The 13,534-nt window shown below is 59.3% G+C and carries 7 protein-coding genes; 1 reads left to right on the top strand and 6 read right to left on the bottom strand.

The window, feature by feature from the left end; translation table 11 throughout:
- The first annotated feature begins 245 nt into the window (after nt 1-245).
- Nucleotides 246-827, top strand: coding sequence for an HNH endonuclease (locus J2W14_RS11740; protein ID WP_307462582.1), 582 nt, complete (start codon nt 246-248; stop codon nt 825-827).
- Nucleotides 828-1,081: 254 nt separating this feature from the next.
- On the opposite strand, the gene J2W14_RS11735 is transcribed toward J2W14_RS11740, so the two are convergent.
- From J2W14_RS11735 to J2W14_RS11710, 6 genes are all read right to left on the bottom strand, one after another.
- The gene (locus J2W14_RS11735) at nt 1,082-1,579 is read right to left on the bottom strand and encodes a hypothetical protein (RefSeq protein WP_307462580.1); all 498 of its coding nucleotides are present in this window, start codon (nt 1,577-1,579) and stop codon (nt 1,082-1,084) included.
- Nucleotides 1,580-1,995: 416 nt separating this feature from the next.
- The gene (locus tag J2W14_RS11730; RefSeq protein WP_307462579.1) at nt 1,996-2,802 is read right to left on the bottom strand and encodes a hypothetical protein; all 807 of its coding nucleotides are present in this window, start codon (nt 2,800-2,802) and stop codon (nt 1,996-1,998) included.
- 347 nt (nt 2,803-3,149) lie between these two features.
- Nucleotides 3,150-4,316: a competence protein CoiA gene (locus J2W14_RS11725; RefSeq protein ID WP_307462578.1), complete on the bottom strand. Its 1,167-nt coding sequence runs from the start codon at nt 4,314-4,316 to the stop codon at nt 3,150-3,152.
- Nucleotides 4,317-4,525: 209 nt separating this feature from the next.
- Nucleotides 4,526-5,773, bottom strand: a complete 1,248-nt coding sequence (locus tag J2W14_RS11720) for a YDG/SRA domain-containing protein (RefSeq protein WP_307462576.1) — start codon at nt 5,771-5,773, stop codon at nt 4,526-4,528.
- Between the two features lie 243 nt (nt 5,774-6,016).
- The gene (locus tag J2W14_RS11715; protein WP_307462574.1) at nt 6,017-9,478 is read right to left on the bottom strand and encodes an SNF2-related protein; all 3,462 of its coding nucleotides are present in this window, start codon (nt 9,476-9,478) and stop codon (nt 6,017-6,019) included.
- Nucleotides 9,475-13,503: an Eco57I restriction-modification methylase domain-containing protein gene (locus J2W14_RS11710; protein WP_307462572.1), complete on the bottom strand. Its 4,029-nt coding sequence runs from the start codon at nt 13,501-13,503 to the stop codon at nt 9,475-9,477. The genes J2W14_RS11715 and J2W14_RS11710 overlap by 4 nt, the downstream gene beginning before the upstream one ends.
- Nucleotides 13,504-13,534 lie beyond the last annotated feature (31 nt).

Below are 13,534 nucleotides of genomic sequence, written 5' to 3'. Positions count from 1 at the left end.
TGAGGTATATCCCGGCCAGCCTGGTCCCCCCGCCCCTCCGGCCGGCGGCGTCCGCCTGTTCCGCCAGGGTGCGGACCAGTTCACAAAGTGCCTGTGCTTGCAGGTGATGGCGTCTCCGGCGGCGGCCAGGGGTGGCCCCTACGGCCTCGGAATGTCGCCCCATGGTCCTTCCCTTTCAAACGTTGGTTGTTGCCTCAGTGGTGGTTTTCGTCCCGGGGTCAGGGGTCGAGGGTACGATGGCGTCCATGAACGACCGCGATCCAAGTTACGGTGATGCCCAGGCTTTGAAGCAGCAGTCGGCCCGGGCAAAGGCAGGGGCTGAGGTGAACGCGGCACTGACAGATTTCTACGAACGTCTGAGTTCTGGCCCCACGCTGATGACCGATACCGAATTCGCTGCGATGCGCCGAAGTCCGTCAACGGCTGGAAACGTTGGTAACCGAAACCTGAAGACATGGACGATGGACGACAGCGAACGTCTGCCAAAGGTTCGGCGTAGGGCAGTCATCCTGCTCCACGAGCGCGACAAGGGTATTTGCGCGATCTGCCACACAAGTGTTGCTCTGGAGTTCCGCCTCCCCCACCCCGCCTCAGCATCCATTGACCACAAAGTACTGACTTCGTTCGGCGGACCGGATATCTGGGGAAACGTCCAGTTAGTCCACCTCCAATGCAATATGGAGCGGGGAACAGAATCTGTGGGCGCACTCGCACCGTCGAAGGCATTCTCCCGGCTGGAACGGGCTATCCACAAATACGAGCGTCCCGGCCGGCTTGTTAAGGGGCTGACGCCTCCTTTAAAAGTCTGCCCTGGCCTGGAAGCATAGGGGCTGTAGACTCCCCTGATGACTAGCCCCGTGTACCACTTCACGTCCGTGTACATTGCCCCGAGGCCATTCGGGAATCCGGCGACCTGAAGAACGGCCGCGCACCCGACCCCGTCAGCATGACTGGGCGGTGGCAAAGGCCGGCACGCAGGCGCGCTCCCTTCCATCTCCGGACAGGGAAGGATGAGGGCGGCCAACTCCCGTTTTCCAGCCCTGGCCCAAGCGGTTCGAACCCTATCACCCGGGGAAGTAATTTACGCGCTCAGCAGCTTCTGGGCTTGCTTCTCGAAGGCGCGGCGGGCCGTACGGTACGCGGCCTCGTGCTCATCGAAGTCGTCGTCAAACGGGAATTTGCCGTAAACCTCCCACAGTTCCGCGACGACGTCCGCCAGCTCCGGAACTAGTATTCGAACCATTGCCGAGCGGTCAGCCAAGTCTGAAGTAGCCGCATTTATCGCTACCATCCTCTCGGTGCGCTGCGATGTGAGCGCGTCGACCTGAGGACCAGGCTCCTGTCGAGCAAGGGTTTCATTGATGCGCTTGAGCGAAACTAGCCATTCCCATGTCTTGATGTCCGCGGCGGAAAGTGCTGCCACCAGCTCTGTGTGCTCTTTGCGTCTATCATCCTTGAACCGCAGCTGGGCGCGTTTGTTCTCGGAGCGCTGTTGAATCCCGGTCGCGGCAAGTGTCCCGATCACGCCCACGAGAACACCTATCAAGGACCCGAGGACGGCAAGCTGAGCATCAGTCATGAGTCCATAGTGTCAGCCCTCGAAGTTCCCGCTGACGACCGGACCGCGAGGCATCTATATCGCTGCCGGACGTCATCAGGAAGAGCGCTGGGCAGTTCACCGCCCCCAAGCTAGGGCTCGTCTTCTTTCCTTCCCGCGCCGTTGTGGGCAAACCAGCGGGTGTCGTGAGATGGATCCGATCAGCTGGGATTATGCCGCAACCTCAGAATCAAGGGCTGGTCTACCAAATTCCATCCAAGTGAGCGCCAGCGGTCAGGTCCGCGACAAACAGTGTCCTTTTCAGGGCGAGGATTTCTGGCCAGTGCGGATTTCTGCGCCGAACACGACGTCGCTGCGGCGGAACAGGTCCGGCGGAGTACGAGGTCTTCGCAGTGGGCCTCCCAGATGGCCGCTATTAGGACGCGCATGCCTTGACGTCACTCCACGCCGTAGAATGCAGGCGCCCACGTCAGCTTCACGTCGTGCGCGGAGCAAAGCGATGTCCAGTGGCTTGGTTTCTCTGGCTCTCGTTCAAGAACGAGAAACAGTCGCGAGGCAAACCCGCGATGATTGATCCGATGGCCGTAGTCCAGGACTTGTCCGAGCCCATGTCGAATTTGGAAGGCTTCATTGCCAACCGTATTACTTTTTACCTCCGCGATCCCAAATGTCCCGTCGGTCCACTGCCATGCCAGATCGAAGTTACACAGCCGGTCGAAAGGAGACAGCGGAACCAACCCACGCAAGGTCAGCAGTTTCGCCAGAGAGTCTTGCGTATTTGAATGTGCTTGGAGCCCACGCTCCATGACATCCGGATCACGGTAATGTTCACCATCACCCTGGAGCTGCCCTTTGAATTGACCTGGACGATATGGTGCACCGACGGCCCCTCCCTTAGCGGCGACCTGTCGAGCTGCTGATTCCGGTACGTTTGGAGTCATTGCCGGGGCCGGAATACCTGACCTCAGTCCAAAGAAGCCGGTTTCATCTATGATCCGTATCCGGTGCCCGGCCGATTGCATCTCTGCGACCTGCTTTTCTTTCTTCCCAAAATTTCCGTATTTCCAACGGCCGCTCCACCCCCGAACCAGCACATCTGTTGTGGACTTGTTAATCCACTCCTTTACCCGACTGGCTCCAAGCCCCAGCGCAATCTCTGCGAGGTGTTCTTCCGGGTAGCCGTCGATGTCACCAGTGAAGACCACTTCCTTGCCGGTGAGGTCATAGACCCATTCGTTCGCCATGTTGTGAATCAAACGTCATAGCTCGGCCTTTTTCAATGGCCATCACCCATTACGAATTCTGTTGCGCCCGTACAGATGGAATTATTTCACGGTGCTCGTGCTGAGGAATCTATTGAATCAAGCACCGCGCCCCGGCGTGGATGCCCTCGTCATAGTCCTCGAATTCACCCCGCAGTCCAAGCAGGTGACTCTGAAATCATTGCCATGGTCCCTTATCGCGGGTTCTCGTGGATTGCCGCTTTTCCGCGTTCCTCCGTTCTATTGCTTCCCGCCGCCGGTTCGCTCTGCCAATGAAATAACTGCGGGTGGCTCCCAACGGGTCCGCCTTCGAATAAATCCCTCTTCCCTTAACGTTTCAGCGGACGCCCCTCGACAGCGGGAACGTCACCATCTCCAGGTACGGCCACAAGGGACCACTTGTCAGACGGAAGCAGGACAATCAGCCACTCTGGAATCTCCACACTGCAACATGGGCACAAGAACGCCCCGGCGCCACGGCTGTAGGGTGCCACGCCCCGAAGAACCGCCCTGCGAACGGCTGCGTCGGACCCCAGCAACCATTCATCGACCTTCTCGAGGGCATGCCAGTTAACCTCACGCTGCCACCGGTTCTCAGCATCCAGCCTTTCCATCACCGCAGATTCCTGCGCATGCCACACCAAGACTTCGCAGGCGCTCTCAGGACACCTGATGACCGAAGCCCAAATGTGCATTTCGTATCTCGTTCTTATCTGACGGGCCGCGGGCCACAGCACATCGGGACGCTCAGCCGCCCTGGCGAAGTTCGAACCGAACGACCCGTCAGAATATCCGCCAAAGACTTCCCTTACGCGCCGCTTGTTTTCCTGCTGAGCACGCCACTGGTCAGACGGGCTACCATGCTCCCAAGTGATGCTGCCCCCGAGCAGCCCATCTATGGATTGCCCCAAGTTCCCGCCCGCGCCTGTGAGGCAGTGTCGGGTAGCGCTCTCCATCAGCTGGGCGGGCACGTCCGGGATTTTGCTGTCCTTCGCGAATCCAGTTCCGAGCATCGGCACTTTGAGCTCACGGAACTCTTCCAGCTTCGGGACCAGCCACACAGGATGGATGCCTTCCTCAAAGTAGCGCTGGCTACGGAGGCCGTACTGTTCCCGGGACTGTTTGGATAACTGCACTTCGAACGCGAAGCGTTTCCCGTCCTTACGCTCCGCCAGGACATCAGCAATCCAGGCCCGACTGCCCGGGGCATACTCAACGGTCGCCGTCCAGCCTTGAGCGGCGTTGATGCGTTCGGCGACGGCCCGCTTCATCACCAGGTGAGCCTCTGACTCCGCCTTGTGCTTTACGGTGCATTTGATACTGCCCCTGCCGTAGTGGGCAAAGTACGGTGTGCCCTTGCGTGAGGTGTAGCGGATGGCGCGTATTCCGCATTGGGGCAAGACCAGCTCAGGGTAAAAATCCTTGCGATCCATCGCCCTCCATTGTTGATAATCCATCTGGGTGGCGTCGACACGCTCACTATTCAAATAGGCCACCAATTGCACTCCGCCACCCCCGTTGACTGGGAAACGCGCCTGAGGAATTCGTATAGAACAAATGTTGCAGCTGTCAATGCTCGGAGACCTCTAGGCTTTGAGCTGTGCCTTAGCGGTTTGGTAGTACCCGGGCTCGGTCCGAGCCCGGGTATTTTCGACATGCGGTGGCGACAAGACGCCCCCACTCCAGCTCCAGCTCCAGCTCCAGCTCACGTACTGTCCACTCCCCCGCGGCCGAGGTTCGACACACCAGTCGAAATCTCCAGCTGGTATGCAAGGTTTGAAAAGTTCAGGTTATGTGCGGTTGAGACTGTGAGCGTCCCGGCCGGCTCGCCACGCTTCAGGACTGTGCCATCGGGTTGCACCGTAAGTGCGTGACCATCGAGCAGGACGTGGCAGTTCGGGCAGAGACACAAGATGTTATCCAGGGTGTCCGGTCCGTTATGGGGAATGCCCAGCGGACGGATGTGGGCGCCTTCGGAGTAGGGCCCGGCAGCCGTCTCGAGCCGAGTACTGCAAATCTGGCAGGTGTTGTCATAGAGCCTCTTGACGGAGGCAGCCACTTCATAGTTCCGCACGATACGGTTCACGGTTGAACTGCGGCGCTGAGTGGGTGTTTCTTCGCCGCGCGTCAGGGTCTCCGCAGTTTCGTCAGCGGTGATACTGTCACCAGCTACTGCCCGCAGCTGGTAAACGAGGACCTTGAAGCCGTCGCGCATGCCCCAACTCCAACCAGCGACTACGAATAGGCCAAGGTAGATGTATTCGGTGTCGGCCCGCCTGCCGGTAAGCACGGATTCCTTGACCAGGACACGGACCGGCCTGCCAAGCTTGTAGTTTTCGACAAGCCCGAGGTTTCCCTGTTCAAGTTTCTGATCAGCGATGTGACGCCCCGTGTTTGCATCTCTGCCGCCAAAACCCGTATATGTGATGAGGTCGCCCTGGATCTCATCGTCCGAGTACCCATCCGAGAGACACACGGACTGTGTTCCCTCAGCCTGGCCGGCGATACCGGCCTGAGTGGTCCGGTGCACGCCCGCGTCATAGGCTTCCCGACGATTCTTGAACACCGTTCCAGCCGGGCAGTCCGGAATCTTCCCATAAACAACGGAGGGGCCGCCTGCAGATAACGGCAACTCGACAAGGTCATGGCCGAAGCGACGCAAGGCCCGCCTGCTCTCCTCACCTCCGGAAAAGAACCGAACTTCAAGGGGGCCACGATCCGGATACTGAAAGCCGTAGGCGACCGATAACAGAGGCTTGGAGTCGATGTGAAGTCCGTCGATATGAGCGAAGTATCTAGCCGATGGCCGATGCCCGTATTTCAGTAGGAACGATTCCCGCCCCAAAGCCCTAAATTCACCGACCGCCCGGTCAACAGCCGTTGCCTCAGTAAGGTCTGATAGTGCACCCATAAACAATCCCCCCGAACGGCAAACCTTGTATTCAAGTCCCAAGCGTATCCGCCATCTGTCGTCCCCTCAGCATCCAAGGGGAATGGCTTCGGAGCGGCCCTGCCTTCCGAAACGACCATCCGCTGACCAGCGGTGACGCGAATAGCAGTGGTCGTAGAGACGCTCACTTTTAGCCGCAGCCGCGACCTCCGCGCCCGGACAACAAATCTCTCGGTCAAGCGTCATGCAGAAAGTTTGGGCAGCGTTGTCTCCCGATCTGGCAGGCCCCGAGGACAGAAATAGTAGCTATCCACCGGCGGTCGTGCTGTGTGTCCCCCTTACCGCCATCCACACGACGAGCCGAACTTCACTCTCGTTTACCACTGGCAATGGGTGGACCTTAGCCGGCGGCTGAATGCCCGCCGCCTCCAGTTCATGGGCGACCATCCCGATCCGTTCCGTCGGGGTGCCTCCGGTGTTCAAGGCTGAGCGAACCGCACGGGCGACCTTGGCGGAAGGGACGCTGCCGAGTTTACGGAGGAGCTCGCGCTGGTCTTCTGGCCCCAGAAAGGACCCGCTCTTGTAGACCAAAGCACTTGCATCCCTGAATGACTTTGGCGGTTCGGGAAGAAGATTGTTCACGTCGGTCAGGCTTCGCCAGCTCCCGAAGGCATCGTCGCGTGCAGCTTCCCAAGCATCGAACGCGCGATCATAGACTTCTTCAGTCATCCAGCGAGGAACATGTGGAGACTGAGGGTCGGCTGCTACCAGGCTGCGGAGTGTGTCAGCCACGATCCTCCGGCTACCGGGCTCTCCCGTCATCTTCCAGTGCTGATCTGCCGGCACGTATCTGAACCAGGGCTGGGAGTGGCCAGCGATTTTAATACAGAATACGTAACCGTTCCCTTCAATATGGGGGTTCTCGAACCCGCTTCCCGACCCGTAGGGCAGAGATGTGATTTCGTGTTCGGCCATGAGGTCGCTGGTGATATCGGTGAAGAGGCGGCGGCGGTACTCTTCCCCTGATAACGCTGCGCTGCTGCCTCGGGATTCGAGCAGGTCCTCGATCTGTTCGACGGCCCGGACCTTGTCGGTGAGGACGACTTCTTTGGCTGCCTTGCGTCCAGGTAAGACTTGGCCTGTTCCGACCGCCGCTTCCGCCTGGGCCAGTTTGCGTTCGAGTGTTTCTTCCAGCTTGAGCAGTAAGTCGAGTTCATCCGAAGGAAAGAACAGTCCTAGTTCGACGGTGTCGTGTTTGCTTCCGATGCGGTCGACTCGGCCGTGCCGCTGCACGATCCGCATGGGATTCCACGGCAGATCATAGTTAATGATCTGCCCGGCCTGTTGCAGGTTCACCCCCTCGGCAAGCACGTCCGTGGTCAGCAGAATGTCGTACTTGTCCTGGGCATGCGGTGTTCCGTCGTCTCCCATGCGGCCTGCGGTCTCCGGCGCGAATCCTTCGACGATCGCAGCCCTGCCGCCCTGGTCCACGCCGCCCGATTTCCCGGCTCTCTGCGTTGAGGCATATGCCCCCATCACAGGTGGAGGCAGCCGCCCGACGTAGTCGGCCAGGGCTGAATCAGGGTTCGCCGCAAGTGCCGCCGTGACGCGTTCGTGGAGATCAACGATCGTGTCGGAGTATGTGGAAAACACGATAACTTTGCGCCGGTCACTCGACGACAGCCCGTTGGGATCAATCACCCGTGCCTGGCGGGCGATTTCGGTGAGTTCGTGGATCAGCCTGTCTGCCTTTGAATCTCCGTCTTTGGCTGTTGCGACAGCCAGCTGTCTGAGCTGTTCGAGCAGCGCAAGGTCGGAAGTTACGTCCTCTCGGAGGGCTTCGTAGTGGAAACCCGAACGGCTCTCGGCCTGGCCGACATCGCTTTCATCGAGGTCGGCGACAAAAGTCTCCAAGTCGTCAGATTCGGAGGAGGCCCAATCCCGCAGAGCCTCGCCGCGCAGTACATATCCCTTGTCGAGAGCATCGAGGAACGTGTGGTGCGCGGCCGTCAGCACACCGAGAGTGTTGGCAAGGGCCTTTGGGCTGCTTTCCAGCCGCTTCAACAGCGCCGAGCGCAGGAGACCGGCGTTGCTGATCTGGAATGCTTCAAGCTCTTGGCTTAGTGAGTATGCACTGGAGGTATATCTTGCCAGCACGAGCCGGTTTGGATCCATTCGGCGTTCTGAGTACTTCGCGACCAGAGGCGTGTCGTCGGGCAGGTCAAGCGCGTAGACAACGCGCTTGATCAGCTCGGTACCCGAATCGTCGAGGTCGTAATCGATACGGCGAACCTTAGGTTTCGGGAATTTGATAACGACTGGTTTGCCGTCCGGGCCGTCGATGGTCTCATTGGGGTACTGCTCTTTGACGAACTTGCGGGTGCGACGAACCGCAACCTGGTCCATGAGGTCGAAAAGATGTTCGGGCGTCAGATTTTCCGGTTCCAACGCCTGCGCCGCCTTGATATACCCGCGGATGCTCGGAATATTGAGGCTGGCAAATTGCGCGTCGTCCCTGACGAAGTACTTGATGAGTGTTTCGAGATCAGAGAGGCTGTTGTTTACTGGTGTTGCGGTCAGCAGGACGACTTTCTTAGGGACTTTTCCCCCGAGTATTGCCCGGTCAACGGCCTCGGCGCGAGCCGTGGATGCATTGCGGAGGTTGTGAGCCTCGTCGATCACAACCATCGCGTACTCCTCGATTTGACGCCGGAACGATTCGTGGAGTGGATGGCTCTCGTCCATCCGGTTACGAATCTCCTCGTAGGAGAAAACGTCTGTCAGGCGAAAACCCCTCTTATGCAGGAAGGGCTCCCACATTCCTTTCTTGAGGGATGCGGGACAGATGATAAGCACGCGCTGACGGCGTTCTTCTGTGGCGCGGTGGATCACTTCGCCGGCCAGGAAGGTCTTGCCCAGACCAACTTCGTCGGCAACGAGAACGCCGCCGAGAGTGTTGAGCAGCCGCTCCATTCGGGCCACGCCATCGCTTTGGAATCGGGCGAGGTTGAACGCGGTGGACGGAGTCCGCTCCTCCTCAATGTTTGCCCCGTAGAGCTCCCAAAGCATGCGCATGAAGATCGTCCACGGCGTGTGGGCGTGCCACTGGTGTTCGTACAAGCCCTTGAGGTCGAACTGTTCGCTCTGCTCCCAGTAATGTTCGAACCAGTCCACGACCTTGGCTGCATGGTGCGTGTCTCCGGCGGGGTAGCCCAGGTTGAGTTCTGCGTTCATGCTGAGCCCGGCAAAAGTCATGTTGCTGGATCCGGCCAGTACTGCGGGCATCGTCGGGTCATCTGAAATGAACGCCTTCCCGTGGAGGAATCCCTTGGCGTAGCGGCGTACCTCAACTTTGGCCTCGCCCAAGGGATCGACGGATTGCAGCCATTCCACAAGCCTTTTTGCCTGCATGGTGGATTCGCGGCTAAAGCCCATGGTGTCGCGTTCAGCGTGAAGCCAATCGTCATGGTTGCGCAAGGCGGCGGACACTCGTTCGTCCCGGTCGCCGTTGTTCTCGGCGATGGCGCGTACGGAAGCCTGTTCGGGTTCCGCACCGAGCAGCAGACGGATACATGGCGCTTTTTCAAGCTCGTCAGCCAGAAGGCTGAAACCGCCAGGGTTGATGTAGGCGGTCGCGATAGCAACGGCGGGATGTTCTGCGTACTTCTCACGCAGGATGCGGAACATCTTACTCACTTCGCCCGCAACAGTTTGATTTAGGTCGGCCCTGTTGCTTGCGAAGGCAGGGAGCGTCTCCTTGCCCGTCACGCCTTATCCTTCCACGCAGCATAGTGCTCCAGAACCGCATCGAGCCGGGGAAGGTAATCCCACCCACGATGAAAGGTCTCGAAAACGTGAGTTGTCTGCGCCTCGCTGAGTCCGTACAGCAAGGCCACCAGCGCGTCGAGCTCGGCCGTCAGATCAAACCTAATTGCCGCATCTGTGACCGAACCACACGAAACGCCAACCTCAGCCGCCCAGTCAGCATAGCGGTCATCGACCGCGGCCAGATGCCCGGCGATGGCTGTGACGCGCTGACGCAAAGGATCGCTGCTATCGGGCCTAGGCACAGGACTCGGGTTAAGCAGCTCGTAGGAGAATGTCAGCTCCACCCATCGACGCATGTACCAGTCGAAGGGGATGGAGCACATCACACCTAACAAGAACGCTGTCGTCTTTGCATCGCCGGCACGCTGAACAAGCACAGGTGCCTTGTGTGTCGCCGAAGTTCCTGGAGGGATAAGGCCAACGATAGTAGTGCGCGTGTCATTCGATCTAGCGATGTCACGGAATGCGATTCGCGGCTTGTCGAGAGGGAGACCTTCGTTAGGGAAGTCAAGACCGAAATATGCAGAGCGGCGGCTCTTCCCCGCTGCTTTGAGTTTCTTAAGCAGGTGCGCCTTCAGTTTCTCCGGGTCTGCGTATGCATATGGTTTCCCTAGATCGGGATCCCAGAGATTGAAAGAGGCGCCGGCGAACACGGGAATCCGGCCTCCGGGCTCATCAACATCAAACTGCAGCAGCGCCTTGTCATTGCTGGCATCCAATTCTCGGAATGGCCGAAACTCCCACGTGTCGTCCGCTCGATCAAACCTCGGCTGCTTCCTCATCAGGCGGAAGACCTCCGCGGACGAAGCATCAGGGATGAGTGGAAAGGCGGCAGTGTCCGACCAGGACAAGAACTCATCGGCGTTCACAGCGGACAGTCTCTCCTTGGCCCGGCTCAGCTCTTCCGCGTTGCTGAACGGTCCACAGGAACGGACCACCGATTCGCCGCCGCGCTCGATTACTGTTAGGCCCACCGTGTAAGAATTGTGGACGCTTTCGAAGATCCAACCACCCGCGTTGGTCAGAAAACAGACATCCGCGAACGATCCTCCGTTGAGAACCTCCCTGCGCCAGGGAGCCACACCTGAACCGGACAGTGCACCGCGCGGGAGCACGACGGCTGAGCGTCCTCCCTCGCGAAGCAGGTGCCAATTGCGCCAGGCGAATGCCTGATACAGATCAGGGTCGCCACTGGACCCAAGTCCAGGGTAGGGCCCCTTGATCAGCACCGCCCGCAGTGCGTCGACTTTTTCAACTTCTGCCTGATACTCGGCCATCAGATCAGGCCGCGCTTGCTGGAAGGCCTTCAGTGCTGCGTTTTTCTGCTTTTGCGGCATGCCTCGCAAGCCAGGTATGCGGAGCCCCCACCACTGGTGTTCTTCCACCTTGACCTTTTCCCATGGCGGGTTGCCAAGCAGAATGTCGAAACCGGGATTTTCCCGAATGAAGACCTCCGGGAAAAGGTAGGGCATGTGTGCTGGCGCAAGCTTATCGACCGCCTCGGCCACGGTATGGCTGTGTGATAATTCGTTGAGCTCCTCCTCGGTGAAGATCGCGTCAGCGTTCACCGCTCCGAGCCGCGCGGCCACCGCCGCGTCGAAGATCAGTTTGGTCGGTTCTGCAGCTTCCTTGGCTTTTCGGGCGAGAGCAACTCCGTCTCGCACTTCTTTCTTGCTGGCTTCTCCGGCGTTGGCCGCATCGAGCAGCAACGCCTTTGCGGTGATGAGGTTGCCATCGATTATTTCGTCGAAAAAGGTGGCCTGGCCCGGGGTCCTTTTCGGTTGCAGCGCGTCTAAGGCTTCGTTAATCGTGCCGATGCCAGTGAGGCTGTTTGCGCAGACTAGACCGTGGTCGAGGCTCGACATTGGCAGGCCTGGGACGAAGGTATGGATCCATAAGGCGAGTCGGGAGAGCTCAACGGCGAGTGGGTTGATGTCCAGACCGTAGATGCATCTCCGAGCAACCTGCCTGCGCAGGAGTGCCGCTGGTTCGACCTCCCCGATCGCGGCCTCATCTCGGCCCAGGGCCGCCTTGGCTGCGCCGGCGAGGCGCATGAGTTCGTCTTTGACGCCGGGAACCTGCGTGTCGGGGTCGGCGAGGAACGACCGCATCCTTGACTCGATCCGGTCGACCGCTGCGACGAGGAAATGTCCTGACCCCATGGCGAGGTCCGCGACACGGAAGTCGAAGAAGTCGCGCGCCGCAGCTCCGTCATCGCCTGCCTCGATGTGTTCGCGGATGCGCTCGAGGTGGGTGTCCAGGGCCGGATCTAGGGACCTTTCAATCAGGTGATCGACCACGATTGCGGGAGTAAAGTAAGACCCAGTCGCTTTACGTTCGCCGGACGCGGAATGGAAGTAGACAGTGCCTGACGCCGCCTCCACTGCATCGCCGACTTTCGCCGGAATCCAGGTACCCTTCGTGTCAAGGGTGAGATCGATGTCTGTCACGGAAAGGCTGCTCTCCAGCAGACCCTCATAAATCGTCCCGAATTCACGCACGCTCAGGGATCTGAAGTCGACAGGTCCGCGCACCCCGTCCTCACCGAGGTCGATGAGCATGTGCTGCAGGGCAGGCCCCAGGACATCATCCGTGAGGCTCAGCTTTTCGAGAAGTGCGCCTTCGGGATGCAGATCGGGATCGGACCCAAAGAGTCCCCCGTTATACGCCGGCACCTCCCACAAGGGGTTGCCTTCATCGATCGCGTTCCATACCTGCACAAGGTCAAACCACAGCGATTTGGCGCCTGTACTGAATTCCTCAGGCTGGGTGTCGATCTCGCGCTGGGCGATGGTCTTGAGGCTGTTAGCGTCATAACGTGCATTACGGCCGGCAGGTAGAAGGCCACGGTCCTCGGCATAGGCCTGGAAGAGCAGCCTGAACAGCAGACGAAGGGTCAGCCGGTAAGCCGTCCCCAGGCCATCGGCGTCAGCCTCGAGCCCGAGTTGAGGAAGTTGCTTTGCCACCGCTTTAGCAATGCCCGGCACGACATGTTCGTAGACCCGTTCGCGTAGGCGCACTCCGAGGCGCGCGGCGTACCGGCTGCTGTCATCCAACAACTGCTTCGCGGTGCCGTTGGGTTCGAGTGCTTCTGCGGAGAACACGAGGGGTAACAGCGCGGCATGTGCTTCGTCGATCGCGGCTAGGTCAATTTCGAAGAAGGTCTCGACCTGGCCCTTTTGACCTACACCGACGCCATCCTTGCCGGGATAGAGACGGATCTGATCTTTGCGCAGCACGATAAGCCAGGGAACTCCCTGCCTCGCTGCCACATTAAGCCCCCATGCAACCGGAGACAGCTGAAACCGTGCACTCTTACTCTCAAAGTGTTCGGTCTCGTCCAGGAGCACAGCCACGGCACGGGGCGATTCGGTGCTCGCAGAGAGTACCAGCGCATTTCCGACGGTACTCTTGGCAGTAAACCCTAGACCGTGAATGAGCTTGAGATGCCGTAGCCCCAACAGATTCTTCGCAGCAGCGTTTTTTTCACCCCAGTCGGCGCGCTTGGGCACATTCTCTCGAAGGTGGTAGCTGGCGAACAGCCCATTATTCGTAAATCCTGGGATACTCGTGCTGTCCAAGGCCCGCCTGAGTGAGCCCAGCCTCGTATAAGCTGCCAGACTATCGGGTTCGTCCAGCGCGGACTGCAGCTGGCGCAGTCCCTGGTCGAGGGTCAGGTTGTCTACCACCGCTGTTTGCTCGTCGGGGCCAAGCAACCAGATGTTGTCACCGTTCACAGCGGCGACTACAAGGCTGATGTTGCGCTTTCCCTTGCGTGCGGCATGGAGTGAAAGCATGGTCTCGCGCGACGGCGGAGCGCTTACCTCGGCGATTGCTACTTGAAATCCGCCCATACCGTAGGGGTCCGGCCCGATATAGACCTTGCGCGGTATGGCACCGTTGGTGGCGGTGCCATTCCAGTCCACAGCTTGCGGGGCGGATAGTTGGTATCGGTTCACACTCATATAATCACTGTAGTTTCCGCGCACCCACTAT

Origin of the sequence: Pseudarthrobacter oxydans (assembly GCF_030812335.1) — a bacterium.
Classification (GTDB): domain Bacteria; phylum Actinomycetota; class Actinomycetes; order Actinomycetales; family Micrococcaceae; genus Arthrobacter; species Arthrobacter oxydans_B.
The sequence above is the reverse complement of the archived record's forward strand: the minus strand, read 5'-3'. Positions and strand labels throughout refer to the sequence as shown.